General features: G+C 54.2%; 26 protein-coding genes, 1 pseudogene and 1 CRISPR repeat array. Of the genes and pseudogenes, 20 read left to right on the plus strand and 7 right to left on the minus strand.

Features of this window, described 5'->3' with window-relative positions:
* Positions 1 to 61: 61 nt before the first annotated feature.
* Positions 62 to 601 carry a hypothetical protein gene (locus tag SBG41_RS02945; RefSeq protein ID WP_317896056.1) on the plus strand — a complete coding sequence of 180 codons (540 nt, stop codon included), beginning with the start codon at positions 62 to 64 and terminating at the stop codon, positions 599 to 601.
* Here the strand turns inward: SBG41_RS02945 and SBG41_RS02950 are convergent.
* Both SBG41_RS02950 and pyrD read right to left on the minus strand, forming a co-directional pair.
* On the minus strand, positions 564 to 1,604 hold the full coding sequence (locus SBG41_RS02950) for a potassium channel family protein (RefSeq protein ID WP_317896057.1): 1,041 nt from the start codon (positions 1,602 to 1,604) through the stop codon (positions 564 to 566). The genes SBG41_RS02945 and SBG41_RS02950 overlap by 38 nt on opposite strands.
* Positions 1,605 to 1,616: 12 nt before the next feature.
* Positions 1,617 to 2,528, minus strand: coding sequence for a dihydroorotate dehydrogenase PyrD (gene pyrD, locus SBG41_RS02955; RefSeq protein ID WP_317896058.1), 912 nt, complete (start codon positions 2,526 to 2,528; stop codon positions 1,617 to 1,619).
* Here pyrD and pyrF point away from each other — a divergent pair.
* From pyrF to SBG41_RS02980, 5 genes are all read left to right on the plus strand, one after another.
* Entirely contained in the window at positions 2,516 to 3,352 is an 837-nt protein-coding gene (gene pyrF, locus SBG41_RS02960) for an orotidine-5'-phosphate decarboxylase (protein ID WP_317896059.1), read from the plus strand. The two genes, pyrD and pyrF, sit on opposite strands and share 13 nt — an antisense overlap.
* Before the next feature lie 12 nt (positions 3,353 to 3,364).
* On the plus strand, positions 3,365 to 4,870 hold the full coding sequence (gene malQ, locus SBG41_RS02965) for a 4-alpha-glucanotransferase (RefSeq protein ID WP_317896060.1): 1,506 nt from the start codon (positions 3,365 to 3,367) through the stop codon (positions 4,868 to 4,870).
* An 87-nt stretch (positions 4,871 to 4,957) separates the two neighbouring features.
* Positions 4,958 to 6,523, plus strand: a complete 1,566-nt coding sequence (locus SBG41_RS02970; protein ID WP_317896061.1) for a glycosyltransferase — start codon at positions 4,958 to 4,960, stop codon at positions 6,521 to 6,523.
* 23 nt (positions 6,524 to 6,546) lie between these two features.
* The gene (locus tag SBG41_RS02975; protein ID WP_317896487.1) at positions 6,547 to 8,865 is read left to right on the plus strand and encodes a hypothetical protein; all 2,319 of its coding nucleotides are present in this window, start codon (positions 6,547 to 6,549) and stop codon (positions 8,863 to 8,865) included.
* A gap of 40 nt (positions 8,866 to 8,905) precedes the next feature.
* Positions 8,906 to 9,499 carry a DUF3267 domain-containing protein gene (locus tag SBG41_RS02980; RefSeq protein ID WP_317896062.1) on the plus strand — a complete coding sequence of 198 codons (594 nt, stop codon included), beginning with the start codon at positions 8,906 to 8,908 and terminating at the stop codon, positions 9,497 to 9,499.
* A 16-nt stretch (positions 9,500 to 9,515) separates the two neighbouring features.
* Here SBG41_RS02980 and SBG41_RS02985 read toward each other — a convergent pair whose 3' ends face one another.
* Complete coding sequence (locus tag SBG41_RS02985; protein WP_317896063.1) at positions 9,516 to 10,010, minus strand: PaREP1 family protein; 495 nt, start codon at positions 10,008 to 10,010, stop codon at positions 9,516 to 9,518.
* 263 nt (positions 10,011 to 10,273) lie between these two features.
* On the opposite strand from SBG41_RS02985, the gene SBG41_RS02990 reads away from it, so the two are divergent.
* The 4 genes and pseudogenes from SBG41_RS02990 to proC form a co-directional block, all read left to right on the plus strand.
* A complete protein-coding gene (locus tag SBG41_RS02990; RefSeq protein WP_317896064.1) occupies positions 10,274 to 11,389 on the plus strand; it encodes a hypothetical protein in 1,116 nt (371 codons plus the stop codon).
* A gap of 90 nt (positions 11,390 to 11,479) precedes the next feature.
* Positions 11,480 to 11,914, plus strand: coding sequence for a type VII toxin-antitoxin system HepT family RNase toxin (hepT, locus tag SBG41_RS02995; RefSeq protein ID WP_317896065.1), 435 nt, complete (start codon positions 11,480 to 11,482; stop codon positions 11,912 to 11,914).
* A complete protein-coding gene (locus tag SBG41_RS03000; protein ID WP_317896066.1) occupies positions 11,892 to 12,362 on the plus strand; it encodes a nucleotidyltransferase domain-containing protein in 471 nt (156 codons plus the stop codon). Before hepT ends, SBG41_RS03000 begins: the two co-directional genes overlap by 23 nt.
* Before the next feature lie 127 nt (positions 12,363 to 12,489).
* Positions 12,490 to 13,299: pseudogene (gene proC / locus SBG41_RS03005) on the plus strand (pyrroline-5-carboxylate reductase); the annotation flags it as partial.
* A gap of 5 nt (positions 13,300 to 13,304) precedes the next feature.
* On the opposite strand, the gene SBG41_RS03010 reads toward proC, so the two are convergent.
* Positions 13,305 to 15,296: a S9 family peptidase gene (locus SBG41_RS03010; RefSeq protein WP_317896067.1), complete on the minus strand. Its 1,992-nt coding sequence runs from the start codon at positions 15,294 to 15,296 to the stop codon at positions 13,305 to 13,307.
* A gap of 237 nt (positions 15,297 to 15,533) precedes the next feature.
* Here SBG41_RS03010 and SBG41_RS03015 point away from each other — a divergent pair, with 237 nt between their 5' ends.
* Together SBG41_RS03015 and SBG41_RS03020 are read left to right on the plus strand one after the other, a co-directional pair.
* Complete coding sequence (locus SBG41_RS03015) at positions 15,534 to 17,060, plus strand: TrkH family potassium uptake protein (RefSeq protein WP_317896068.1); 1,527 nt, start codon at positions 15,534 to 15,536, stop codon at positions 17,058 to 17,060.
* Between the two features lie 91 nt (positions 17,061 to 17,151).
* On the plus strand, positions 17,152 to 17,478 hold the full coding sequence (locus tag SBG41_RS03020; RefSeq protein WP_317896069.1) for a hypothetical protein: 327 nt from the start codon (positions 17,152 to 17,154) through the stop codon (positions 17,476 to 17,478).
* Between the two features lie 67 nt (positions 17,479 to 17,545).
* Here SBG41_RS03020 and SBG41_RS03025 read toward each other — a convergent pair whose 3' ends face one another.
* Complete coding sequence (locus tag SBG41_RS03025) at positions 17,546 to 18,220, minus strand: hypothetical protein (protein ID WP_317896070.1); 675 nt, start codon at positions 18,218 to 18,220, stop codon at positions 17,546 to 17,548.
* A gap of 165 nt (positions 18,221 to 18,385) precedes the next feature.
* Between SBG41_RS03025 and SBG41_RS03030 the strand changes: the two genes are divergently transcribed.
* The 3 genes from SBG41_RS03030 (at position 18,386) to SBG41_RS03040 (ending at position 20,464) form a co-directional block, all read left to right on the plus strand.
* The gene (locus tag SBG41_RS03030) at positions 18,386 to 18,592 is read left to right on the plus strand and encodes an antitoxin family protein (RefSeq protein ID WP_317896071.1); all 207 of its coding nucleotides are present in this window, start codon (positions 18,386 to 18,388) and stop codon (positions 18,590 to 18,592) included.
* Positions 18,567 to 19,073 (plus strand): type II toxin-antitoxin system VapC family toxin, encoded by a 507-nt coding sequence (locus tag SBG41_RS03035; protein WP_317896072.1) that lies wholly within the window; start codon positions 18,567 to 18,569, stop codon positions 19,071 to 19,073. Before SBG41_RS03030 ends, SBG41_RS03035 begins: the two co-directional genes overlap by 26 nt.
* Before the next feature lie 368 nt (positions 19,074 to 19,441).
* The gene (locus SBG41_RS03040) at positions 19,442 to 20,464 is read left to right on the plus strand and encodes a hypothetical protein (RefSeq protein WP_317896073.1); all 1,023 of its coding nucleotides are present in this window, start codon (positions 19,442 to 19,444) and stop codon (positions 20,462 to 20,464) included.
* Between the two features lie 53 nt (positions 20,465 to 20,517).
* Here SBG41_RS03040 and SBG41_RS03045 read toward each other — a convergent pair whose 3' ends face one another.
* Positions 20,518 to 21,906, minus strand: coding sequence for an RsmB/NOP family class I SAM-dependent RNA methyltransferase (locus tag SBG41_RS03045; protein ID WP_397470776.1), 1,389 nt, complete (start codon positions 21,904 to 21,906; stop codon positions 20,518 to 20,520).
* 561 nt (positions 21,907 to 22,467) lie between these two features.
* Between SBG41_RS03045 and SBG41_RS03050 the strand changes: the two genes are divergently transcribed.
* The gene (locus SBG41_RS03050) at positions 22,468 to 23,202 is read left to right on the plus strand and encodes a DUF4234 domain-containing protein (protein WP_317896075.1); all 735 of its coding nucleotides are present in this window, start codon (positions 22,468 to 22,470) and stop codon (positions 23,200 to 23,202) included.
* Between the two features lie 63 nt (positions 23,203 to 23,265).
* On the opposite strand, the gene SBG41_RS03055 is transcribed toward SBG41_RS03050, so the two are convergent.
* A complete protein-coding gene (locus tag SBG41_RS03055) occupies positions 23,266 to 24,435 on the minus strand; it encodes a hypothetical protein (RefSeq protein WP_317896076.1) in 1,170 nt (389 codons plus the stop codon).
* Positions 24,436 to 24,515: 80 nt separating this feature from the next.
* Between SBG41_RS03055 and SBG41_RS03060 the strand changes: the two genes are divergently transcribed.
* From SBG41_RS03060 to SBG41_RS03075, 4 genes are read left to right on the plus strand one after another with little or no spacing between them, the layout of a single operon-like run.
* The gene (locus SBG41_RS03060) at positions 24,516 to 24,806 is read left to right on the plus strand and encodes a hypothetical protein (protein ID WP_317896077.1); all 291 of its coding nucleotides are present in this window, start codon (positions 24,516 to 24,518) and stop codon (positions 24,804 to 24,806) included.
* Positions 24,807 to 24,811: 5 nt separating this feature from the next.
* Positions 24,812 to 25,249 carry a PIN domain-containing protein gene (locus SBG41_RS03065; protein ID WP_317896078.1) on the plus strand — a complete coding sequence of 146 codons (438 nt, stop codon included), beginning with the start codon at positions 24,812 to 24,814 and terminating at the stop codon, positions 25,247 to 25,249.
* On the plus strand, positions 25,231 to 25,410 hold the full coding sequence (locus SBG41_RS03070; RefSeq protein WP_317896079.1) for an SHOCT domain-containing protein: 180 nt from the start codon (positions 25,231 to 25,233) through the stop codon (positions 25,408 to 25,410). The genes SBG41_RS03065 and SBG41_RS03070 overlap by 19 nt, the downstream gene beginning before the upstream one ends.
* 8 nt (positions 25,411 to 25,418) lie before the next feature.
* Positions 25,419 to 25,757, plus strand: a complete 339-nt coding sequence (locus tag SBG41_RS03075; protein ID WP_317896080.1) for a hypothetical protein — start codon at positions 25,419 to 25,421, stop codon at positions 25,755 to 25,757.
* Positions 25,758 to 25,917: 160 nt separating this feature from the next.
* A CRISPR array of direct repeats spans positions 25,918 to 26,852; the repeat unit is 25 nt; unit sequence CTTACAATTCTCTTTTGAGTTAGAC.
* Positions 26,853 to 26,959: the final 107 nt, after the last annotated feature.

Consider the following 26,959-nt stretch of genomic DNA (forward strand, 5'->3'; position numbering starts at 1 on the left):
TAGATAACGTAAAACCAATACTTGTGCCTCTCCTTTCGCCTTAGTAAAGGGTGTAGCCTTTTTGACGAGCCTGGGAAAGCTTGTCGTGCCGCTTCTAGTGCTCAGTGCACTGGCAATCACCTCCGTCAATACAGCCCTGGTTGCGTATCCCGAGGATGTGAGCCAGGATTACCACCTGCTACTAGTGGTGGGAATCAATTCTACGAGTATAGAGCCGGGTGAAATGGGTAACCCACTCATCCCGCTGACCAAGGTCGGCTGCGGCTCCGCGGTAGCAATAGTCTATGGTTATCGCAGCGGCGAGCCACTAATCGTAGCGATATATGGGGCCAACGAGTCTAGCCTCATGGATGCCTCTGGCTGCGTTAACGCGCTGCGCCCGTGCCTCAGCTCTGCCGGAGTCGGATGGGTAGCTGACGAGATCCTAGAGAAGATACGTGCAGCGGGAAAACCCGTGGAAGCAAACACGACTACGAGCCATGCAACACTATCGATAAAGGAGAGCGGCATTAGTAAAAACGCGTGCCTAGCCACTATATCAGTGCTCGTTTTGCTGCTTACCGCTAGTATTGTAGCTTTATTGAGGCGGCGGACTTCTTGACACGGAGAACTAGGAGCCGGTCGCCTTCCCTGATTTTCTCCCCGGGATCCGGTGCAAGTATGAGATCGTTGCCTCGGACTATACCCAGTACTTGGTAGCGGTACTCCTTGTCTACTTCGCTTAGCCTCTTCTGCGCCTCGGCAAGGCTCATACCGACGAAGCCTCTGGCTTCCACCTCGGTTACATCAGCAGCTCCCTTAACCGATACTGCTTCATCGATAAAGTATACCACGCTGGGCTCGAAGATCGCGGATGCAATCGCCCTACCCAGAACTCTTACCGAGAGGACGGTTGAGACGCCAGCCTCCTTCAGCAGCTCAGCCGTCTCAGAGCTACGTACTATGGCGTGTATCTTTGCAGTCTTGTTCAGCTTTTTCACCAAGAGTGCAGTGTGCAGAACCTTAGCGTCATCGATTAGGCAGAGAATTACGTGGTTTGCATCCTTTATCCCGGCTTTTGATAGATCTTGCGGGCTCAGCGGATCTCCAACCATGAAGTCTACCGGGGGCTGTGTCTTCGGCTGGTTCGGCGTCATCCAGCCAACTACGTCGCCGAGCCCATTAGCTATAAGCTCGTCTATGAGGTCGAGGCAAGTCTCATCGTCACCTATTACGAGTACTTGCTTCTTCTTTAGAGGCGCCAATCCCATCGCCTTCCTCATACTTCTCTCAAGGAATGCATCAGCTATAACTGATACCGTTAACGTGTAAGCCACTATTCCTAGAACCGCGGTAGCCCCAGCGACTATGCGTCCAAGACCCGTCGATGGCACGACGTCGCCGTAGCCCACCGTCGCCATTGTTATGAGGCTCCAGTAGAGAGAAGTAGGGAAATCGACCGGCTTCTTGCCTACAACGTGTTCGGCGTAGTAGAAGAGTACGGCAGAGAGCAGCCACATGGAGATAAAGAACAAGGCGACTAGGAGAAACCGGTTACGGCTCAGGCGGCGGCCAAGGATTCTTCGAAGCCTCTCCAGCGTCTCAAATATTATCGGGATAACCATTGCACGCCTCCCTTAGCGGCGATGAGCGGCACCAACGATCTCACTGATACCCTGTGCCCCGATCACTTTTAGGTACCTTCGTAGGCCATCAACTATCTCGCTGATAACCTGCTCCCCCTTCGCGATTATAGCCGTTCCTACTTGTACGGCCCTCGCGCCCGCCAAGATGAGTTCGACCGCTGTCTCCCAGTCATAGACTCCTCCAACGCCTACTATGTCTGCGCCATGCTCAGCGTACACCTCGTAGACGACACGCACCGCGATAGGATGTATGGCTGGGCCCGAGAGCCCGCCAACAATGTTGCCGAGTATCGGCGTCTTCGCCCAGACATCGATCCTCATAGCCCGTATAGTGTTTATGAGTACGAGCCCCCTTGCCCCCGCCTCTAGCGCAGCACCAGCCGATTCAAGGATACGGTCGCTCAGACCCAGCTTAGCGAGAACCGGCACCCTCACCGTGGACGAAACAGCGCCAACTATCCTCCTAACCATTGCCGGGTCCATGCCCAGTTCGAGTCCCCTGCCCTCAGCGTGGGGGCAGCTAAGGTTCAGCTCAACAGCGTCCGCCCCAGCCTCCTCAGCGATTCCTGCAACCTCTACGAACTCGTCAACACCGCCGCCAGCAATGCTCACAACGACCGGTACTCCGTGCTTCTTGGCCTCCGCCACGAGCCCCGGCAACGCCTCTGCGCCCGGGTTGCTCAGCCCAACAGCATTGAGCAGTCCATACTCCAGGGGCACAGCTATGGGCGTAGGATAGCCTCGGCGAGACTCACGGGTAAACGACTTAGTCACTATAGCCGCCACGCCGGCCGAAGCCAGCCGGGCAAAGCCCTCTCTACTCGAGCCGAGAATGCCGCTAGCATTCATGACGGGGTGCTGGAGCCTTAGGCCAGCCACGCTCACAGCTAATGGGCTCTCCAAGCCGCTATGCCCGGAGCAAGGGATGGCGTAGCCCCCTTATAGAGTGGCTCGGTCATGACGCCTGGCTAAGGCCTTATAACACCGTGATAGCGGGGCTGAATAGTCCCGAGCAAGCTCTCAGCAGTAAAGTGATGGTGTATCACGGTATGGGCTTGATAGTCGCCTTTGATAAAGGGGGAGTAGACGAGGCAGCAGCTCTTGTTGGGAAACTATGCGGCGTGGTCGACGGCTTCAAGGTCGGGGTTCCCTTTCTCCTAGCCAACGGCGCCGCGTCTGCAGGGGCTCTAAGAGAGAAGTGTCCTAGTGCGCTATGGGTCGCTGACTTGAAGCTCGCAGACATAGGCTACGTGATGGGGCTCACTGCTAGCATCGTTGCCCCCTTCTTCGACGCAGTGATAGCTCACGGCTTTGTTGGCTACGAGGGAGGCCTCGACGAGCTCAAAAGGCTTCTCGACGAGAAGGATAGGAAACTAATAGTAGTTGCGTCGATGAGCCACCCAGGCGCAGCTAAGACGTACGACAAGGTCCTCGGCGAGGTACTTGAAGCCATAGAGGCTGCTAAGCCCTGGGGCGTAGTGGCCCCGGCTACGCGGCCAAGCATCATACGCCTCGTGAGGGAGAGGCTAGGGAATACAGTGAAGATACTTGCTCCGGGCGTTGGGGCGCAGGGGGCTAGGCCTGGCGAAGCCCTCTGCGCTGGAGCAGACTACGAGATCGTTGGGAGAGCGATAACCGGCTCAGAGAACCCCGTGGAGGCGGCTCGGAGGATAATCGAGGAGCAGAGGAAAACGCTTAGTAGCTGCAGAGGAGCCGGCCAACCATAGGTTGATGCATTATTGCTCATCGGGAGAGCGTATGGAGTACTTCTCCATGTAACCTCTCTTCCATCACCATACGGTGTTGGTGATTTCGGTCCCGAGGCGTACCGGTTCGTAGACTTTCTCGTAGAGGCGGGTAGCGGGTACTGGCAAGTACTCCCCCTGGTCCCCACGAGCGAGGCCTATGGCAACTCGCCCTATGCGAGCGACTCCTCTTTCGCACTCAACCCTCTCCTCGTTAGCCCAGACCTCCTCGTAGAGGAGGGTCTCCTCCCCAAAGCCTTCCCCGAGCAGATAAGGCTCCCTCCCCACACCAGGGCTGATTACCCGAAGGCCTACGGTGTTAAGGAGAAGGCTCTGCGCAAAGCCTACGAGTCCTTCCTCGAGAAAAGAGACGAGTATAGGAGATGCCTAGAGGAGTTCGTCGCGCGTAACGAGTACTGGCTAAGAGACTACGCATTGTTCGTGGCGCTCCGAGAGAAATACGGGTCGCCGTGGACCAGGTGGCCAAGGGAGCTAAGGGAGAGGAGGCCAAGCGCCCTCCGGGAAGCAGAGAAAGAGCTAGCAGGCATAGTGGACTATGTTGTTTTCCAGCAGTTCGTTGCCGAGAAGCAGTGGATGAGGCTCAAGGCCTACGCGGGCCAGAGAGGGGTCAAGATAATAGGCGATATACCGTACTACGTTATGCACGACAGCGCCGACGTCTGGGCAAACCAGGAGCTCTTCAAGCTTGACGAGAAGGGCGAACCGCTCTACGTTAGCGGGGTCCCGCCCGACTATTTCAGCAAGACCGGGCAGCTGTGGGGGACGCCCGTCTACAACTGGGAGAAGCACAGAGAGCAGGGCTTCAAGTGGTGGCTGAGCCGGATAGGCAGGAGCCTCGAGCTATACGACTTAGTGAGGCTCGACCATTTCCGCGGCTTCCTCGCCTACTGGGAGGTACTTGCGGGCAGCAAGACGGCCGCCAAGGGGCGATGGGTTAGGACGCCCTACGAGGACTTCTTCAGAGCAGTGGTGTCGCGGTATCCTACGCTGCCCTTCATAGCAGAGGACCTTGGCTTCATAACCCCCGACGTCAGGGAGGTTATGAGGCGTCTCGGCCTCCCCGGAATGAGGGTCCTCGTCTTCGCCTTCGGGGGCAGCCCGTTCAACGAGCACCTTCCCCACAACTATGAGCAAAACCTAGCAGTATACACCAGTACTCATGACACGAACACGGCTAAGGGCTGGTACACCGAGGAGGCGAGGCCCGTCAATAAGCTGTTCCTGCGCCGCTACGCGGGCGTGAGGGTTACCCGGGAGAACGTGCACCGCATCCTCATAAGGATGGCCATGTCGTCTATCGCGGCACTTGCTGTCATCCCTGTCCAAGACGTGCTGGGGCTAGGCAAGGAGGCCAGGATGAACCGCCCAGGCACTGCTAGGGGTAACTGGGAGTGGAGGCTCCTACCCAACCAGCTCAAAGAAGAGCACGCGAAGTGGCTGAGGGAACTAGCCTCCCTCTACGCCAGGACGGGTGCGTAGCAGACTACCTTGCGCGGCGGCGTAGAACTATTATAGCCCCTTAAGACCCAAGAGCCATGCACCAATCTATGCCTCGGAGCCGCATCGGTGACCAGCGCCTTGGTCATAGTATCGGTTACGCCCGAGATAGGGCTGGAAGAGCTCTACACGTATGCTGGCGGCCTAGGAGTCCTCGAGGGGGACAAGTTCCTCGCAGCCGGGCTAAGAGGCCTCGACTACGTTGTGCTTACTCTCTTCTACAGGAAAGGCTACGTAGACTACCCGCTGAGCACCGACCCCGTGCCCATGGAGCAGCAGCACCCCGTTGACCCCGGTCGTGTTTTGAAGAGGGAACAGGAGCTTGTAGTCACTCTCCGCGGGGAAGAGGTCGTAGTAGAGCCTCTCGTCTACGAGAAGGGGCGAGCACACACAGTATTCTTCAACGCAGTGCACCCTGATTGGGCGGCTCGTCTCACTGAGCGAGTATACATAGAGGGGTCCGAAGAGGAGCGCCTCTACAAGTACGTGTTGCTCGCAAAGGCCTCGGCCAAGTACATCGAGGAGAGAATCGGCCTCGGCAACGTAGAGGTTGTCGACCTACAGGAGGCCTATAGCGTCCTCGTAATGTTCGCGCTCGGCGACCAGGCCAGGTACAGGTTCATAACGCATACCCCGGGGCCCTGGGGGCACCCCGTCTTCCCGACCAGTATTCTCCGGGAAGAGTTCGGCGCCGAGCTGGAAGGCGACAAGGTGGTATTGACGCTGATCGGGTTCCAGCGGGCAGAGAAATCATTCACAGTCTCAAAGAAGCACTTGGAGATAACTAGGAAGATATTCCCAGAACACGCAGACAAGCTAGACTACATCACAAACGGCGTCTGTGTTGAACGGTGGATGGCAAAGCCCCTCAAGGACCTCCTAGGAAACAAGAAGCCCGAGGAAACAACCATTGACGAGCTCAGGGAGAAGCACGAGACCTTGCGCAGGGCACTGGTCTCACTAGTAGCTAGGCATAAGCCCGACATAGAGCAGTGGCGCGACAAGCCGATACTTGTATGGGCTAGGAGAATAACCAGGTACAAGAGACCATACTTTGTTACCCGCTTGCTACGAGAAAACCCCGATGCAGCCAACAAGGCGTTCTTCGTCCTAGCAGGGAAGCCGCACCCCGCCGACAAGGAGGGCCAGGCCTTCCTGAGGGAATTCATAGCGCTCTCCCAGAAAGAGGCTAATGTCGCCTACATACCCGGATACGACATAGAAAAGGCGAAGACACTGCTCAGTGGAGGCGACTACCTCCTCTTCACGCCCTTCTCCGGCTGGGAGGCTTGCGGCACAAGCTACATGAAATCAATGATCAACGCTGTTCCACCGATAAGCTCGCGGGACGGCGGAGCCCTAGAACTCGTTGAGCACAGGGTAACCGGATGGCTCTTCGGCCACGACAACCACGACTTCATAGACCTCGGCTCCGAGGAGGCGAAGAGGATAGACGAGGAAGACTTCCAGGACTTCTCCACCACGGTCTCAGAAGCCTTGGGTGCCTGGAGGAGCGACGAGTACTGGAAAATAGGGCTAAACGCGTTGAAGAAGGCGCTCCGAGAGGCGAGCGCGCTGAGAATGCTCAGACAATACTATCCATGGCGCAGAGAGCTACAAGGTTGTCAGAGGTAGTGAAGCCTATAGTGGTGACGCCAATGACGTCTCGGAAGGGGCTCAGCCTCGTACTGGTGTGGCATTTTCATCAGCCCTGGTACCTTGTTGGAGACGAGCTCCTGCTTCCCTGGACAAGGCTACACACTACAGCTAACTACTATAAGATGGCGTATATTCTATCAAGGCACCCGGAAATACGTGTCGCATTTACTTTCAGTGGTTCACTCCTCGCACAGCTTGAAATCTATAGTGAGAAGGGGTTAGTGGATAGGCATGCCAAGATCACGAAAAAGCTTGCAGAAGGCTACGAGCTTACAGCTGAAGAGAAAAAAGCAATGCTGAGCATTCCTGGCGGCTTCTTTGATATAAACCAGGACAGGATAGTTTCCAAGGTACCGAGGTACCGTGAGTTAAAAGACAAACTAACAAGGATATCTCAAGAATATGATCTCCTCACTGATAGAGACTATGAGGAAAAGCTAACTTCTTCATTCACGGATCAAGACCTCATAGATATAGCCTTTTTGTTTAACCTGTTCTGGACAGACCCGCTCATACTTCGAGAGGAATGCCCAACTCTTTACGAAGTGCGGGAAAACGCCGTCCGAGGCAACATTGCTCGCTTTGAAAGAGAACAGCTCAGCATACTCCTTAACTTCCACGAAAAAATTATGAAAAAGACAATAGGGTTTTTCCGAGAACTTGCCCATAGCAAACAAGCAGAGCTAATTCTAGTCCCATATAGTCATCCACTTTCCCCCATTCTTGCAGACTTGGGCTGGTTAGAAGACTTAGAGATACATATAGAGAAAAGTATAGACTTGTTTCTAAGACTCTTCGGGCTAAGGCCAAAAACGATATGGCCCCCAGAACTGGCGGTTAATAATGACGTACTTGAGCTATATTCAAGGTTCTTTGACTCCGCTATAACCGATAAATCCCTGCTTGCTAAAAGCGGGATAGACATATCTACGCCGAGAAACACGCTAAGGCCATGGCTATTCAAAACAGAGAGCGGTCATAAACTATACGTGTACTTTAGAGATACCGGGCTCAGTGACCTAATAAGCTTCGTATACCACACCATGGATGCCAAGACAGCTGTAAATGATTTTATCAATAGGCTTCGTAGCATAAAGAATACGCTAGAAACCTCCGTGGATGCAGTCACAGTCGTGGCACTCGATGGCGAAAACCCGTGGGAATGGTATGAGGCTTTCGGCGATACATTTCTTGACACGTTGTACTCGGAGCTTGCTGCTATGCAAAGCCAGGGAGAAATGTCTATGACAATAATTACTGATATTACTGAAAAACTTAGCTCTATCGATTTAAGCGAACTCCCGCTAACTAGGCAAAAGTACTTGGACATAGCCGGGAAAAACATAGCAGATATACCGATGAGCTTCGAAAGGGACGGCTACAATGAGATACCGCGCCGTACGGTATATGCAAGGATAGCTGAAGGGTCTTGGGCTGGCGGCGAGCTAGCTAAATGGATAGGTAGGCGGCAGAAGAATGCTGCATGGGCAATACTAGCACAAACAAGAAACGATGTCCTTAAGGCACTCAATACAACGAGCATCAAAGACGCTTACCGAAGAAGTCCAAGAGCAGTTGAGAACCTGCTAAGAGCCGAGGCGAGCGACTGGTTCTGGTGGTACGGTGATAGCCCTGAATTCCCTGTCAACAAGCTCTTTAAACACTACTTGGCAGAAGCCTATAAGTCCATAGGGTTCAGCCTACCTAAGTACTTGGCCGCCTCATTTAACCTCGATGGAACACCCGCTGGTGTACTGAATACGGAGGCTCCTAAGCCAGCGGCTAATCCTCCAGTAATAGACGGCGTCTTAGACGATGAAATATGGTTACACCCTCTTAAGCTACCGATAAGGAGTGACGTTATCGATGAAGTCCTCCTAGCAGTAGACAAGGATAATCTATATTTAGCAATTGTTCCTGGACCCCGCCAGTCGTTGAAGAGTATTAGAGAAGTCACTGCATCCATATACGTGGCTAGTCCTTGGAGAAGCGTGGATCCACGACACCCCGGATATAATGTTTATCCGCGCGGTGCCAGCAACGATATTGGAATGGGGCTTTTCTTCGAAATAGAGGTCACTATTCCGAATTTAGATGCAGCGGTAAACGCGGCAGATGGTTCAGAGGGATGGGTAAAACTCTATAGAGTTCCACAACTAGCATTGAAAGATGTTGTTGAACTGGCCGTCCCCTGGTTCATGATAGGCTTAGATAAAGGCGATGCTGCTTTCGTCACTGCAGCAATATATAGGCATGGGCGGCTCATAGGCTCTGCTACTAGACGCGGTAAAGTATATAAGATACGTGTACCGAAGTAGCCTCTGCTTCAGATACGCTGGGAAGAGTAGGAAACAAGGCATGGGAGCCATAGCTGGTCCTGGAAAACATGTAGAGCTTGCAAAGTTCAAGCCCTTCTACATCGGCCTCCTCTTATCCATAGCTATTCTGATCGCTTCGCCACTGCTCTTCGCTACAAGGTGCAGCTATGCTCCATGTAGATCGTCTAGCGCGGTACTCGGGTTGCTCGGCGCCATAGGGGCTGCACTGCTCCTTGTAGCGATCCACGAGTCGGCCCACTATACTGCTGCCAGGCTCCTACACGTTCCGGGAGCAAGGCTGGTGTTTAACCGGAGGCTTGGCGCAGTAATGCTCGACTACAACTACATGACCCCGAAGCAATACGTCGTGGTTGCCCTAGCCCCGCAGCTCCTCACGCCTATCCTGCTGTGGGCTGCTATACTCACAAGTGGCTTCGCAGCATTGGCGCTCTGCATCATGGGTGCAGCAAACCTCGCTGGCGGGGCACCAGACATAGTCAATGCGCTCTACTTCGGCCTAGTACACGGCAGTGCTGAGCGCTTCCACCTCCTCTATCGCTGGGATGGTAGCGTTGAGGGAGGAGTAGTAGAGTACAGAGACAAGCTAGTAGTATACGTGATGAGAACTGCGTAAGCGCTTATCTCTACGCCTAACTAGCTTGGTTTCCCTGCTTTATGAGGGATGCGACCTCTTTTACCAGCTTCTCAATCCTCTTATAAGCATCCTCTACGTCTCTCTCGGCACACCAGCCCTCATAGAAACAAACATGCATTGAGTTACCGGCAAACCATGCATCACTAACCCATTCTCCAAGCTCTTCCTCGAGCCTCCTCTTATACTCCCATAGCTCTCCATGGCTTGTCAACCTCCTACCCTCCCTCCAGTAAGCATAGGCCTTGACGGCTAGAGCAACGGCTCCCCAAAGCTTCTCGGCGGCTTGTCTAACATTGCCTCTGCTGAGCTCCTCCTTGGCCTCTTTTAGCAAGTCCATGGCGGCTTCTACATACTCCCTAGCCCTGTCCCGTGGATCCATGTTCTGGCTAAGAAGCTCTACTAGATACTCGTCAACGCTGAAGCCAAGTTTCTTGGCTTCCTCCCTGATACGCCTAGCAAGCCTACCACGAAGGACCACGGCTTCATTCAAGAATTCGGCACCTCATTATAGCGATATAACCTCGGGACCCCTAAAAGACCTGGTTAAGCATCTAGAATCGCAGAATAAGAGCTAGCTGTAACAATCTTATGGCATTACCTAGGTACTTTTGGTAATTTACTGTTAGTACTAGGGCAACGCCATTATAATGTTTATTCTTCTCCGAGCCTTGTTTCTATCGGAACATTGTTTAGCTAGCCCGGTTCTAGTCTCTGGCCTCGGAGCATCCTTCGGCTAGGAGGGCTTGAACAGAGTTGCAGCCGGTGAAGATGGTTCATCGTAGCAGTGCCTTCGGCGTCTATGTGAGCCTTGTGCTCCTCGTGGAGGCTTTGTGGGCTGCGGCTACTAGTCGGTACCCTGGTCATGCCTACTTGATGGCATCGGTTGTTCTCCCCGTCTTTGTCGCCTCTATTGCTGCCAGCTATGCGGTCTCGGGTGCAAGGCGGCATCCCCGGGCAGGGAGGATTTCCCTACTCCTCTCCTTCGGCGTACTCGTTGTCGCCTTGGCGGGTCTCGTTGCAGGCGTCCTCGTGGTCTCCAGCAATTTCTTCGAGCTATGGGGGCTCGGTATAGCATACCTTGTCTTCTCGTTAGCGCTGTGGGCTGCGGCGGCTGCTACGCCCCCAGGCACTGTTAGGCTTAGCGTAGCAGGCCTCGCCTATGCATTCAGCCTTGCAGCCGTCTACACCTTTATCCCGGCGAGCAATAGGGGGTTCTTCGAGGACCTCTTCGGCCTCGTGCACGCGGTAGCTGTTACCTCTATCTACGCGGTAACGATACACTCCTTCCCCTCAACATACGGTGATAAGCCCCGGCTCCTACTAGTCTACGTGCTCTACGCCTTACAGGGAGCCGGGCTGGCAACGTACATGGCGGAGCCGCCCATAGGGGCTCTCGTGCTTAGCACCGTTATGCTCCTCTACCCCCTGGCGATAGGGCTTGATCGCTCGCCTAGATACCTAGCGAAGATAAGGTCAATGCCGCCGGGACCTGCAAGGAGTAGCCACATGTACTTTCTTCTAGGCCACTGGTTCGCAGCAGCATACAGCCTAATGGCCTTCGGAACAGCCTTAATGTACTGGGGCGCCCCTCTCCAAGCACTAACACTGTTCACTCACATACACACAGTAACAATAGGCTTCGTCACCCAGCACATACTAATACACGCCCCAATGATGGTGCCCATAATTCTCGGCATCGCGACTGCGAGGCGATACACAGCACTAGGCTACATACTATTATTCATAGCCACGATAGCGTTCCCCATAAGCCTAACAACCGCGCTAATAACCTACATACTAGCACTTGTAGCAATGACGCTAATAGTATGGCCGAGAAAAGGCCCCAAAACAATACCCCCAGCAATCTAGGTATTAACTGAAAATAGTCAAGGTGTTTAATGAGAGCATCGTAAAGGTTTACTACATTGCCTTGAAATAGAACGGAGGTGCTACTATGAAATGACAAGGGTGAGTCGCGAACAACTGGAGATGTTCCTACGAGAAGCTAGTGAAGCCATTAGCGAGGCGAAGAGACTCGTGCGTAGGGATTTTGAGACATTTATGGCAAGTCTTGAGGCGCGCTATGCTCTTCGCTATGCCCTTATAGCGTTTGTTGAGGCTGTAACCGATGCTATAACCCTAGTATTGGAAGCAGATCATGGAGTAGCTCCCGACTCTTATCGCGAAGCTGTACTCTTAGCCGCCGAAAAGGGCATAATACCCTATTCTCTTGCAGAAAGGCTAGTAAAGCTGGTTTCGCTTCGAAATATGCTTGTGCACCGCTACTGGCGCATAGATGATGCAAGACTATATAGGGAAACACGTGAAAACGTAACATATGCGAAGAGTATACTAGAGGCTTTGAAGAAGTATGTCGAGACTATCGATCCGTGAGGACATAAAGAAGCGTAGTATAAGATTTAATGAGAAACAACTAGAGGCTATTAAGAACCTGTTAGCTAGTGCTTTGCAACAACGCGATGAAGTAGTATTAGCGATTCTCTTCGGGGGCTTATTGATACGCGGCAAACCCGTTAGAGATATCGATGTAGCAGTCTATACTGACTATAGGGTTGGGTCTGAAGAGTGGCCTGTCTATGTAGACGAGTTGCGTCATAATCTTGAGAAGCTCCTGCGCATTGAGCTTGGTATCGAGAAGGCAGTAGACGTAGTGCTCTTAGAATACGCTCCTCCAAAGCTAAGGGCAGAAATCCTCTCTAAGGGCTTAATCCTCGTAGATAAGGTGCCCGGAATTAGGAGTGTGCTTCTCCTGCATGCGAGAGACGAGCTTGCAAGGTTTACTCGCCGTTTATCACGGGAAACTGCGCAGCTAGCGGTTTAACCGATCTTTAGCTATAATAGGGCCAGCTTCTACAGCATTGTAGGGCCTGGATAGTAACGCTTTTATAGTGTGGGTTTGTTGTCTCACTGGTGCTCGGTGTATGTAGGGATGAGTCTTCCAGGGGCTTAGTGTAGCTGTTATCGGTGGAGGGAAGGTTGGTTCCTCTATAGCTCTCTCGCTCCGAGACTGCGGCGCAAGGGTCATTGTGACTGCTAGGAGCAGGGAGACGGTTGAGAAGCTCCGCCTCCTGGGCCTCGAGTCGACTAATTGTAATCGGTGCGCAGTGGAGAAGGCGAGAGTAGTCTTCATAGCTGTTAAGCCTTACCAGTTCCCCGTGGTCGCCAGGGAGATAAGCAGCGTGGTTAAGGGCAGGATAGTTGTCTCCGTGATGGCTGCTATACCTCACCGGCTCCTCTCTAGAGCCCTGCCCGGTGCAGAGATCTATCGGACTATGCCTAACCTGAATATCCGTATAAGGCGTAGCCTCACAGCCCTCTATGCCCCCGAGGATGCTGCTAACAAGGAGCTGGTAAAGCGGCTTCTCGAATGCTTTGGCAGTGTCTACGAGATACCCGAGGAGCTTATGGACGCGTGGACAGCAGTGGCTGGCTCCGGGCCAGCGCTCGTAGCAGAGTTCCTGGACGCCATCGTACTAGCCTCCCTATCCGTCGGGCTCCCCCGCGACGTTGCTAGGAGGGTTGCGGCAGAGCTCCTAGAATCCACTGCCCACTACCTGCTCGAGCACCCTGATGTGCACCCGAGCGAGCTGAGAGACGAGGTGACGACCCCGGCGGGCACGACTATTGCGGCTATAAGGATTCTTGAGAGCAAGGGCTTCAAGTCAGCGGTCATAGACGCCGTAAGGGATGCGACGAAGAGAGCAGTAGACTTGGCCAAGGAGATAGAGGAGAAGGTGAGGCAGGCGGGAGGCTTCTAAAAATCTCACCGTGTGTCCTCTTTCCTCTCCTGCTCCTCCTTCTTTTCGCCGGCCAGGTGCTTGTCAAGCCACTCTAGTATCAGCTGGAGCCTCTTCACCCTGTGCTTTGGCTTGCCGCTCCTCGACAGGTCGTGGCTCTCTCCAGGGAATATTGCTAGCCTCGTTGGGACGTGGTGGAGCTTGAGCGCCGTGTATAGCTGAAGGGCTTGGTCTAGCCAGCACCTGTAGTCCTGGTCGCTGTGAATTATCAGCGTAGGCGTCTTTACGCGGTCCGCGTACTTTAGCGGGCTCTTCTCCCAGCACTTCTCGGCGTCCCTCCACGGTGTGCAGCATATCTGGTCTTCTACGAAGTACCATCCTATGTCCGTGGTGCCGTACATGCTTATCCAGTTAGATATGCTTCTCATCGTGACAGCTGCCCGGAAGAAGTCGGTGTGCCCTATGACCCAGTTTGTCATGAAGCCTCCGTAGCTCCCGCCCATGACTGCTGCCTTGTCCTTGGGGAGTCCCAGCTTCTCTACGGCGTACTGGGCGGCTTCCATTAGGTCTTGGTAGTCTCTTTCGCCGTACTTGCACCTTATGTCTGCGAACTCCTCGCTATACCCGTCGCTGCCCCTCGGGTTGACATAGACCACTGTGTAGCCGTGGCTTGCTAGCACGTGGAACTCGTGTATGAAGCCGTAGCCCCACATGGTCTTGGGGCCACCGTGGATGTAGAGCACCCATCCCTTCTCCTCGACGCCCCTCGGCGGGCGGAGCACCCATCCCTCTATAGGCTCGCCGTCACTCGCCACGAACTCTATGCGCTGTGGCTCGCTGAGCAAGTGCCTCCTAGTCCACGCCTCTGTGTGCCTCGTCACCTTCTTGGCGACGCCGTCCCGGTAGATGTAGAGCTCCTTGGGGCTCGTAGGCGTCATGAGAGTGTAGGCTACTAGTTCTCCGCTCCTCGTCGCCGAGAACTCGTCGACCACGGCACCGCTAGGAGCCACTAGGGGCCTCGGCTCCCCTCCCTCGTCCACCGCGTAGAGCTTCACCTCTCCATGATCGCTCACGAGGAACACTATGCCCCTCCTAGTCCATAGGAGGCGGCGGGTACAGCTAGGCCCCCTCACATCACTGTTCACGGTATTGGAGGCGTTGCGGCCCAGGCCGCAGGTTAGGCACTCCTCCGACCCATCGAGCCCGAACACTATTACCTTGTTGTGGGTCGCGAAGCCATGCTCCCTGCGATGCCCCAGATAGGCCAGCTTCTTGGAGTCAGGGGACCAGGCTACCTCTCCGTAGCCGCTCAGCCCGTCTGCTAGAACCCAGTGCTCTCCCCTAACAGTGTCGTAGATGTAGATCCTCGTGAGGTAGGGCTTCTCCTCGTCATAGGACACTGCCATGGCAATGTATCTCCCGTCCGGGCTCCAGTCAACGCTACCCACTTGCACCCATTCCAGCCCTAGGTCAATCTCCTCCATTGCCCCAGAGTCAGCGTCTATTATGAAGGGCTTAACCCTGGTATTGTAGACGTAGCCCTTGCCGTTAAACCAGACAGGTAGGTGCTCAACTATCTTGACGTCCTCATCGGGCCTACCAGTAGCTATGGCTACTACTAGTCGCCGGGAGCCAGGAGCCCACGAGGCAGAGGCCAGCCCCTGTATCCTTGCGAGGAGCATGCTGCCCGTGGAGTCGGGGGTTGCGAGCCTCAGCTCCAAGCCGGGCAGCTTAGAGCCCTTCTGCTGCCTCTGGCCCTGCTCCGCTCGGTGTACGAAGACGTATCGCGACCCGTCGGGCGAGGGGAGTGGGCAGGTGTCGCTGGGCCCGCTCTGCAGCACGCGGGCCGAGCCATGCACGGCATCGTACAGCATTATGGTTGACTCGTAGCGGTCGGTCTCCAGCGATATCTTCGTGGCCACGTAGAAGACCTTGCCCGGGTCCTCTGCGGGGACACTAGGGCTCGAGACAAGGACGAGTCCGTCCAGGCTCTCGGGCCTAACTTTCTTCTCCGGCAAAACGGCTAACCCGGGCACAGCGATATAGCCTCCCAGCCCGTATATAGGGGGTTCGCCGCCCACGATAAAGCCATAAATATTAACGCGGCCCAGAAACACGGACGGTATTGTCGCAACGCGTTTATCCCGTAGAAGCGTGGAGAAAGCTCTGGCTCCTCAAGAGAAAAACGCTAGGGGCCTAGAAGCTTATCCCGAGTATTGAGTATTCCGCTCACATGTGCGGGGTAGCGAGGCTCCTTGGAGACTATTGGCCCGCGGGAGGCCCGTGCACTTGCAGAAAGGAGGGCGGCACGAGTATTCTATGTGCACCCGCTCCTCCGCCACAGCATGGTGTCGTTGGCGGCGGCGGGGATAACGCACCTGCTCTCAGCCGTGACCGGGTTCTTCTCCGGGGACGTTGCCTACTCTCTCCCAGTACTCACATGGGCTGTGCTCTACCTGGGCATCTCTGGTGTCTGGTTCGCCTGGACGAGGCCCTCCCGCAGCCTCACCAAGACAGAGGCCTTCATACTGGTAGCATTGGCCTGGATCTTCACCCCACTGTTCTCCGCCATACCGGTTACCGCTGTGCTCCACATACCGTTGATAGACTCGTGGTTCGAGTCTATAAGCGGCTACACGACGACGGGCCTAACGACGTTCACCGGTGGCGTGGACCCCTACTTCCACAAATACATACCGAGCGTGGAGGAGGCTCCTCCAACAATCCTCTGGTGGAGGGCCTACTGCCAGTGGCTCGGAGGCTTCGGCATAGTAGTGATGTTCTTCGTGTTCGCCAGGCTAGGCGGGCTCCCAGCCCACTTGGTCGGCCTAGCCGAGGGGAGGTATCAGAGACTCGAGCCAAGCATCGCTAAGAGCCTCAGAGCACTCATGGGCACATACTTCTTCCTAACCCTTGTAGAAGTGCTCCTCCTCTACGAGGCGGGCATGACGCTCAGCGATGCAATATATCACTCGATGACTGCTCTCGCGACCGGAGGCTTCTCGACTCACAGCTCTAGCATAGGCTTCTACCACTCGGTGAAAGTAGAGCTAGCAGCCATAGCTGGCATGATTGTTGGTGCGTCGAACTTCGCCGACATCTACGCCATTCTCATGGGTAAGAGGAGGAGGCTCAGCGGCGAAATAAACTCCCTACTAATAGTCATAGCGGTCTCAGTCTCTGCTTCAACTCTTATCCTCTGGCGCGTAGGAGTAACATGGGCGCCCTATCACCCGCTACGAGAGGCAGCGTTCCACGCGATAAGCGCTATCACGGGCACGGGTTTCGGCATAAGCGATCTCTCCAAGGCGCACGACGTCTGGAAGCTCATCCTCTCGCTCCTAATGCTGATAGGCGGCTCAGTGTTATCGACGACTGGTGGCATAAAGCAGTACCGCCTCATGATAATGTTCAAGAACCTCTGGTGGGCGGTGAAGGAGACCGTTTACAGCGGCATAATGGTTACGAGGAGAGTCGGGGGCTACAGGGCAAACCCCGAGGAGCTACTGAACGCGTTCGCCGTGATAACCTACTTCTTCCTAACCTGGATGATAGGGACGATAGCCCTCATAGCGTTCAACCCGGAGTACAGCGCTATAGACGCGGCATTCGAGGCGGCAAGCGCCCTCGGCACAGTCGGGCTAAGCGTGGGAATAGCCTCGGCCACCGCCTCGTTCTCGGCAAAAGTCATAATGATGATACTTATGCTGCTCGGCAGGCTCGAGGTGATAGGCTTCTTCTACGCACTCGAAGCAGCCAGAAGGAAGCTAAGGTACCGCTAACAACCATATCCTCCGGAAGAGAGGTGTTACTGCGCCACCCCCGCTATAGGGAGCCCCGCACAAGATACACTACTCCTCCGGGGATGCATACTTGGCCCAAGAGAGTAGGGAGAGGCTAAGAGAAATACTCGAGGCAATCGTCTCCAAGGACCTTGTTTCCCCCGGAGACGTGGTCGTCGAGACCGGGCTGCCCCGCTACCTCGTGCTCGCAGCCTTCCAGTGCCTAGAAGCCCTCGGAATAGTTGAGCCAGTGTTCACCAAGGGCAGCTACAAGGTATACACGTCAACCATCTACGCCAAGAAGCTCCTCAAAGCACTACAAGCGGGCGAGGAGAAACCAGTACTAGCACTACTATCAGAGCCCAGCATATCGCCGATAAACCAAGTAGGCGGTGAGGCAGCCACACAATCAACATAAGACCCTACAAGATGGGCCCGGGGCACTCCTCGTCTCCGGGGACGCGTGTCAAGCACCTCTGGAGGCTTTACGCGTAGAGCACTTTCTCAATCCCGCGTATCTCCACGCGGACAGTGCCGGATACCGGCCTCAGCCTGGCCACCACGTGGTCCCCGCAATTCCTCCTATCGGTCTCCCTGGTAAGCTCTGCGACCACTCCTCTACCGAGATGCGTTATGCATAGCCTCGTCCTACCCGAAGCGGCTAGAGCCATGTAGGCGCGCCTCTCCCTCGCCTCCTCCGATACTAGGACGAGGGCTCCAAGCCCCCCAGCGCTCTCCGCGAGCTTGGCCGCCAAGTACTCGGGAGAGGCGCCGTCGCGTAGCAGCCTCGCAACATAAGCGTACAGCACGGCCTCCGGCCTCCTCCTGGCAGGGAGAGGCGGATTACCAGTAACCACCGCCCTCCTAGACAACGGGGACAGTGTGCACACGTGGAGCCACGCATATCGCCCATTCTTCAAGAAGAACGAGGAGGCGACGCAAAGAGAACCAGTAGAGACAGCTCCCACGACCCAGCTAGACGAGGCCAAGCCGAGAACCATGTCCCGGAACATGTTAGGCGATACACGTTCCACGTGTACAATAGACTTGGCTGAAGCAGTAGCCCCAGTAACCTCTCCCACTAGGCCTTGAAGAGCCTCAAGCACAGCATCATACTCATTGGCGATAGCCGTAAAACCCTTCAGCAACCCCTGCGCCAAGCCTTCTCCCAAAACGTATCTAGCGGCCCAACGAATAATTAACGTGAACTCTATACTTGCATTGGCATATTTTAGCTCATTTTCTACCCCGGTAAGCTAGCTTGCTGAGAACCTGGTTACTTATTAGAGACATTTATGGCATGTTTATGACTTAGGGACAGGACAGTGTCAAGGGTGATTGAAGCTGTTTATGAAAAAGGTGTGCTTAAGCCGTTGGGGAAGATTGAGTTAAAAGATGGCGAAAGAGTAAAGATTATTGTTCTCACCAATCGAGATTTTTATGATCTCGTCGAGAAACTTGAGCTTGAGGCGAAGGAGGACATAGACAAGACTATGGCTGAGATACGTGAGCGCAGTAGAGAGAGCACCTAGCGTGGTTCTAGATACATCGGTTATCATAAAGAGTTTGCTAAAGCCGCCTAAGCACCTGCCACGCCACATCTATGAACGAGAGCTAAAAACTCATAGAAAATGCAAGGCAATCATGAGGCAGCTTAAGGAGAAAGACTACCTAGTATACTTTCCAAGGGCTGGACTCGTCGAGACTGCTGCAGTTCTGAGAAGGAATAGTATAGAACCGGGCATCGTCAAGGACATACTGGAGGCTATGGAGAAGACCTTTATCATAGTCCGCGAGGAGCAAATATTTGACAAGGCAATCGAAGTAGCAATGACAGAGGCGCCCTCCGGGTTCGATACATACTTCATAGCACTGGCACTAAAGACTAGAGCCTTGCTTGTAACAGATGATGAAGCCATGGCTATTCACGCGAGGCGTCTGAATATTGACACTCTTCTCGTGAGGTCTACAGAAGACGAGGAGATTAAAGAGAAACTAGACTCTCTTACGTAAAATGATTTGATCCGGATCAATAAAGAGTAATATCATGCCCTTGTCGCTTAACAAGCCGGTTTACGCGGCTAACTATCTAGCCTTGGATCCGAGAAAGTCTCCAAAATACTATTCTCCGAGTCTCTAAACCATTTTCCAAAGCAATGTATAAAGGCTTTTCCTAAGGCAATTAGCCTGAGGATTGAGAATAAAGCTTAATCCGCGACAAACTGTTGTCAAATAACGTGCTTACGGTGAAGCAGCACTGACCAAGAAATCCCTGTATACTGCAATGTTGCTGGTCATGATTCTCCTCGTGGCTGGCGGTCTTGTAGCGTTTTCGCTTCAGAAGCCGTCGCGTTGGCAGCGACGATCGCGTTGTAACGGCTATGGATTTTCTGGAAAAGGTTGTTGGGCTTGATATGAGGAAGTACAGGGCTGTATCAATAGATGTTAGGCAGTCTTCAACTCAAGCCCCCTACACATATGTTGATATAGTTCTCAGTTCTAATGGCACGAGGATCCGTGCCATTATATCGTTCTTCGGGGACAAGTTCCTCGGCTGCAAGATAGTTCCCGAGAATGTGTATGTGAACACGAGCACGAATATTACGAGGCTTTTGATCATCATACTGGGGGTTGTTGAAAGATATCAGGCGTTTTTCAATGCTAGTAGCTGGGGTCGCTTCTCAGAGATGCTTTCCGAGGCCCTCGCTACTGACAAGGCAGTTGTCACTGACGGGAGATACTTGCTCCGTATAACGATAAGCCCGAGCGATGTGTGCGCCTCGTTGACTGTGGATCGGGGGCTCCGCGTAGACTATGATCCAGGGAAAGCGATGGTTTGTGTGCACCGGAATGGACTAGTGCTAGGAGTCTACGACGGCATAGACGTATACTACGTCGCGTCGACAGAGGTCAAGGTCTCCAGGGAGGAGGCGATAAGGATTGCGAAGAGCCTAGTAGAAGAGAAAATGAGCCGCGTGCTTGCAGAGCAGAGCGTCAACATAGCAAGCATTAACGCGAGCCTAGTGCTCTCGCCCGATACGAGCGGAGCCCGCGGCGATCTGCGCGCCCTTTACCCCAAGTGGATTGTAAGAATAGAGTTCAGTAAGCCGGTCAACGGGAAACCCATAGGCTTCAACGGAGTGATCTACGGCTACGAGGTCGCCATATGGGCCGACACTGGGGAGGTGGCCGAGGCGTCTCCAAGAGGTATCGAATACCACTACCTTGGCAAGCCAAGCCGCCATAGGCTAAGCACAAAGACGCAAGAGTTATTGATTCTCATAGTGGTGCTCATGCTGCTAGCTATAGCGGTGAAGATACTTAGGAGCCATCGGCTCGCAGCAGCTACGAGGAATCATAGACCAGCGTCGTGTAGCAGGGCACTGCTCCTGTCTCTGCATTAGTGACTGCTCTGCCGCGCCGACAGCCCTAGCCCTATGCCGCTCTTTTGCCCCTTTTACCTTCTGTCTTCCTTCTCTAGGAGTGCGTAGAAGAAGCCTATTGTGTTGTGGCGGTGTGGCCAGGCCCTCATCGCGCCGGGCAGCCACGGTGATGGATCGTAGGGGGTTGTTAGCTCTACTAGGCGGAACTCTGGGTGCTTCTCTAGGAACCATTTCACGTTCTCCTCGTTCTCTTCGGGTAGGAGGCTGCAGGTCGAGTAGAGCATTCTCCCGCCTGGCTTCAGCAGCCGCGCCGCTGCCTCCATCATTTCCCGCTGTAGCTTGATTATCTCCTCTAGCCCCTCTTCTCTCACCCTCCAGCGGAGCTCCGGGTTCTTAGCAATGGTGCCAGTGCTCGTGCACGGAGCGTCAAGCATCACTCGGTCGGCTACCTCTTCCCCGAGTATCTTTGGGGCCTTCCTGGCGTCCTCCTCGTATATCCTGACTATCTTTATCCCCATGCGCTTTATCAGCATCTTCATCCTCTTTATCCGGGCCCGGTCTACGTCGAACGCGTAAATGACGCCACGGTTCCTCATGAGCTCAGCCATGTGCGTGGTCTTCCCGCCGGGCGCAGCAGCCAAGTCGACCACAGTCATGCCTGGCCTTGGTGCTAGTACCAGGGAGGCGGCAGCGCTGGCCTCCTCCTGGATAATTATCTTGCCCTCCCTGTACAGCCTACTCCCATCGAAGTCGTAGGGGCCCTCAAACCTTATCACCACAGGCACTCTCTCGCTGACAACCGGGTCCTTGCCCTCCCTCCTCAGCTCCTCAACAACCTCCTCAACCCTCGCCTTAAGCGTGTTAACCCTCACACTTATCAGCGGCTTCCTGTTCAGAGCCTTAAAGAGCTCCTCCGCCTCCTCGGGGCCGAGCAGCTGCCTCATCCTACGGATAAACCATGCCAGCAAGAGATACTTCCACTCAAGCGCCTCCTCTATGCTCCTCGGCCTAGGACGGTACCCGAGCACCTTGTCGAACAGCTTCCAGTAGTACATTCCGACGTAGGGGTGCGTCTTAGCGGAGAGGTAGTCCGCTATACTCCAGCGAAGCCTGCGAAGAGTCTCCTGGTCAGGACGATAGAAGAGGACAATATCCACCGCTACCCGGAGGGCGGCGCGCAGCCAAGGGTCAAGCACAAGGCTGCTCTCAACACCCGTGAGCTCCGCTATGACGCGGTCCAGGAGCCCCTGCTTCTTCAAAACATCGTAGAACACGGAGGTCAGTAGCCGATCCAACCCGGTGCCGAGGACACCGTGCCTGCTAAACACTACGCGCTTAGCGTGCTGACTAGGCTTAAACTCCTCAGCCAGCTTAACAGCCTCCACGAGAATCTTAAGCCCCTTAGCAGGAACAACCAGCTTCGGCCTAGAACTCCTCTCAGCCTCAATAACCCTCCACACCATCTCCCCAAGCTCATCGAGCCCAGCCCCTCCTCGCTGCAACATGGCTCCCTCGCTTCTCCCTGGTTCCGCGTCTTCGCAGAACCCCTTGTCTAGATACATTAGGGTTCTCGGGAAGCCCCTAATCTAGTATCCAGACGCGTTGCCTAATGCTCCTCTGTGCTGTAGTTAAGCGTTGTAGCGAACTTATAGCATGTGTTGCGGCTCATGGAGAATCGTCTTGGAGAGTCAGCATAGAAGAGAAGAATGATGCGAATAAGTGACAGCCACTATGGTTGCAGCGAGAATAGCATGTCTTCGATAATTCTTTTGGGCGATAATGGCCCAGAGGGGCCCGGCTGGTACACTTGATATAGTGTATTATGTAGAATGGCTTCGGCGCCGCGGGGCACTTGCAGCGACCGAGCCCTAGGCATGCGCGCTTTTGGGGCTGTGTATCAGGTTTTGGCTGGAACAGTTCGGCATGCTTTGGATTTTGTTGACAGGTTTTTACTAATTGTGTTTATGAAATAAACTCATTTATATATCAGGTATAAACTAGTGGTAATCGGATGGGTGTGATAGTTGAGTAGCCAGCTAAGTGAATCATATATTGCTCAAATAAAGCAGCTGGTCAGTGATGCGGAGAGAACCGATTACATCATGCCGTTGTGGTTGCCCTACTTCGGCGCAATCCTCACAGTGATAGGCGTACTGGCTATTCTGATAGGGTTCGCCTTGGGATCCGAAGCGGCCGGTGTCACGGCCCTCGCCACGTTTATTATCCTATTGATTATCGCGGACATTATTCAGCTGTACGTGATATACAAGTGGATTGCTAGGAGGAACGACCATTTCGAGAGATCGCAGCGGCTGCGCTCGCTCATACTGGACTATCTCCGAGTTAAGGGGCTACAAGACCCAGAGTTGACCACGATGACGAACATATTGGAGGAGGTTAGGTTCAAGGAGCAGCGCAGGGGTGCAGGACTCTGGCTAATACTCTACATACTGCTCGGCTTCATAGCCTGGGCGTACATAATGCACTTCCTTACAAGGGACTTCGTCGAGCACGAGCACCGCGAACACATGTTCTACAGAAACCTGGCAGACATGCTGACTAGGAGGAATATAGCCCTAATGCTCCCCGAGAAACGGATACCCGACAGAAACACCATACTATACGTGATACTAACGATAATAACGCTGGGTCTCTTCGGCCTCTACTGGATATACGTGGTCACCAAGGATCCCAACGAGCACTTCCTGGAGCACAGGAGGTTCGAGCCACAGCTAGTAGACGCGCTCGCCAAGCTCTAAGACCTCCTTGGCCCACGGAGGGCCCCGCTAATCAATGTTTTTCATAAGGGCCGTCGAATCCTCCTAGCCCTCTTCCAGCCGCGGAGCTGTGGATAACCGGTTCTTTTCAAGCCTAAGAACCAGGACTATTACCGCCAGCGCCGCTGCGGCGAGGACAAGGGATATCAGCTTACGAGTATCGACTCCTCTGTCATGTTTTTGCACACAGCTAGTAATGTTCACGATGCACTCGGCTACCCCGGGGATAGAGGTGTTTACAGCCGTTATCGTCACCGTCATCGCTCCCTCCTTTCCCGCTATTTTCTCTGATTCCTCGACGAGTACGCCGCTGACGTACAGTTGCCAGCCCTGAATGTGTGCCCCATTCTCCCAGTAGTCTATTGACTTGTTTCCGCTCGCTCCAGGCGCTATGAAGAACCATGCTTTCTTCGCGCCACCGGGCCCCTCCCTGGCGTCAAGCACCCTGGTCGCGTTAGCCACGAGTACTGTCTCCTCACAGCCCTTCTCCGGCCACGCCCTCGTCTCGACCGCTACGAGCGGCCCCTTCACTGCGACAACTGTTGCGACGAGCCTCGCCCTACACTCCGCCTGCCCAGACATGTCAACCCGGTACTCGATGAAGTCGCCCACCCTGTATGGTAGTTTAACAGCACCACGGGCCTCCGGCATAGCCTCGGAGAGCACTCGGGTAAGGTTGAGCCCCTCTCCGGGCCTACCGCCTACCTCTAGGTTTAGGAACGGGTTCGAGGAGTACAGCAGCCTAAGCTCCTCGACCCCGAAGCCGTAGCGTATGGTCGCGCGGCTCAGCACGCCGCCCACGTAGCAGAGAGTACCAGTCCCCGACACCCCGCCGACAACCACGTCCTTCTCTATACAGGAGGTGCCAGCTGGCCAGAGAAACACTGTGGGCACCTCCCTGCCCTCCACTACTGAGGCGGAACGCTTACCAAGGTCTAGGAGGACGCGTGAATAGTCCCGGCCAGCAACAAGGCAGCAATCACCAAGGCTCTTAACACCATACTCCACGCCTGCATTGCTCCTAGAAAAGACCCAGACAACAACTAACGAGCTACAAGCACCGCCGCCGGCACTGGTTCTCGTGCAATTATATACCAGGAAGTCGTTAGCGTGAAGAGAGTAGAGAAAACGGTCACCCTGCGCAGGAACCACGCGCGGCACATAAGCCCCAGCCAGGAACAGAGAGACAAGCAAGACGACAAACAACCGCTCCAAGCACTACAGCCCCTGCCCGGATTTATACCATCGTCTACTCTCACCGAAACCCTCTGCTTAACAATCCTTCCCAGCAGCGCGTGACCGGATCACCTTCGAGTATTGCAGGCGCTAGACAGCAGCAACTGGCACCACGAAGAATGAAGAAAAGGGTGAGGCGCGGCTCGCTCCACTTCCCAATAGTCGCGCTAGCCACCGCCCTGGTCGCTATCGCCACTATTATCCAGATGTACGTCGACTATGAGCAGAGCGGCGCGAGAGGACTAGAGGCAATGAGCCTCAAGCTGAGGGTGGCGGTGATCCTCGCCGGCGTGCTCTCGCTCCTAGCAGCCCTGCTGGCTATAGCGGCGGGCAGCGGTGGGAGGCGGTAGCAAGGGTGACAGGGAAGAGGAGGAGGCGCTGCAAATACTACGTCAATACTAATTTTATCGTGGATCTAATGCGTAGCAATGCTGCTGCCGTGGGTTTTGCTAAGAGGCGTCGGGGCGTAATGTGCTCATCGTCTCTCGTTGTCGCGGAGTTCCGGGAGATCGGGCGCAGCTCTGCCGCTAGGAGAGCTATGGCGGAGCACGGTGTCCGCCTAGTTAAGCTTAGGCGCCCTACTCTTCGGCGGCTCGCGAAGCGCGTTATCCTCGAGCATCCTGGGCTCTCAGTCAACTCTTTCCTAGATTATCTCCACGTCTACGCGGCTAGGCTGATGGGCGTGGAGTACTTTGTTACGAGCGACCGGGCTGCGTGCAATCGGGCTATTAGGGCGGGTCTTTGCTGTATTAATTACCGGAGCGGTGAGGAAAGGTGCCCCTCAAGCCGGTGAGGATTGCTAGGGAGAGGATGAAGCCGATAATAGTTAAGGCTATACGAGTATACAAAGAGAAGAGGGATGAGAGAGCCCTAGACGTCCTCGCAAGGTACCTGCTAGGCGAGATCAGCCGGGAAGAGGCGCTGGAGAAGCTTAGAAGGCTCGAAGCCCGGTGATAGGCTCCTTGGCTTCTTCTTGGCTTCCTTGGAGCGTCATGGTTTTTGGCATGTTTCTTGTCTGGGGTCTTGTCTATTCAAGAACGGAGAGCATTCGCAGGGCCACGATGGTAGCGCTTATTGTTGGTAAGAGCTTCACGGTTGTCTATAAGCTGGCTGGCTTGGACCGCACTGTCTTGACTCTTTACCTTGTCAATCGCTATGGCTACGTGAGGGAGATACGTATAACGATGGTCATGGTTCTCTTGCTCGCGTTTCTCGCGAGCCTCTTGGCGGCTCTCTACTGGCCCGTGGTGTCGAGGTATCTTCCCCGCGAGGTGCGCGAGGCCCTCGAGGCCGAGCAGTAGGCTGGCTTATCACGAAGACCCCGCTTACTAGTACCGAGTCGTAGTTCTTCCTTATCCCTCCCAGGGCCTGGGGCTTATCCACGTCAACCAGAACCGTTATGGATAGGATCTTATTCCTATGCTTGCGGAGGAACCGTATAGCCTCTCTCACGTCCCAAAACTTACAATTCTCTTTTGAGTTAGACCATGAGCTGGTAGCGAAGGAGGAGGAAGTGGAAGAGCTTTGGGCTTACAATTCTCTTTTGAGTTAGACCGAGCCCTGTTTCTAGGAGCCAGTTTACTAGGTCCTTCTGGGTCTCTTACAATTCTCTTTTGAGTTAGACTCTATGAAGTAGCTTCCAGATACCGTGTAGCTTGCCCTCCCTTACAATTCTCTTTTGAGTTAGACTGGGGTGCCAGTAGCTGAGCCGCATGCTCCACATGGTTGGGGTCCCGTCCCTTCTGCTTACAATTCTCTTTTGAGTTAGACTGGGCATAACGTGGCGAAGCATGGAGTCTATGAATGTATTGACCACTTACAATTCTCTTTTGAGTTAGACGAGTACCGTGACCTTGGCGGAGCCATAGGTCATTGACAGTGCTAGCTTACAATTCTCTTTTGAGTTAGACTCACGCCTTCACCTCATTAACTCCATCTTTATTGCGAGCTGTTTGCTTACAATTCTCTTTTGAGTTAGACCCCGGCGCTAGCGTGAAGCGGCAACACGGCTAGCAGTAGCAGCACTACTTACAATTCTCTTTTGAGTTAGACAGCTGCACGAGAGACTTGAGTCAGAGTTCCACAATATCGCTCTTACAATTCTCTTTTGAGTTAGACTCCCTTAGCTTGATGTACTCGCCAGCCTCGTAGGCCAGGAAGCTCACTTACAATTCTCTTTTGAGTTAGACCAGGGGCCAGGGCCGAGGAAGCAGAGCACTTGGTAAGGGTTGCAACTTACAATTCTCTTTTGAGTTAGACTGCTCAAAGAGAACATGGAGCTGCGGAGCCGCTACGTGAACCTCGCTTACAATTCTCTTTTGAGTTAGACCTCGGTCAGCTACCGTCAGCACTACTTGGCATTGGGCAGCGACTTACAATTCTCTTTTGAGTTAGACTGGTTTGTTCCCTTTTGGGATCCGAATAGTCTCTACTATCGTCCTGGTATTTATCTCCTTTGGAACAGTGTTGGCTTATAAGTTGTTAATGAATCATAATTGTTGGT

This window comes from Pyrofollis japonicus (assembly GCF_033097485.1).
Lineage (GTDB): Archaea > Thermoproteota > Thermoprotei_A > Sulfolobales > Pyrodictiaceae > Pyrofollis > Pyrofollis japonicus.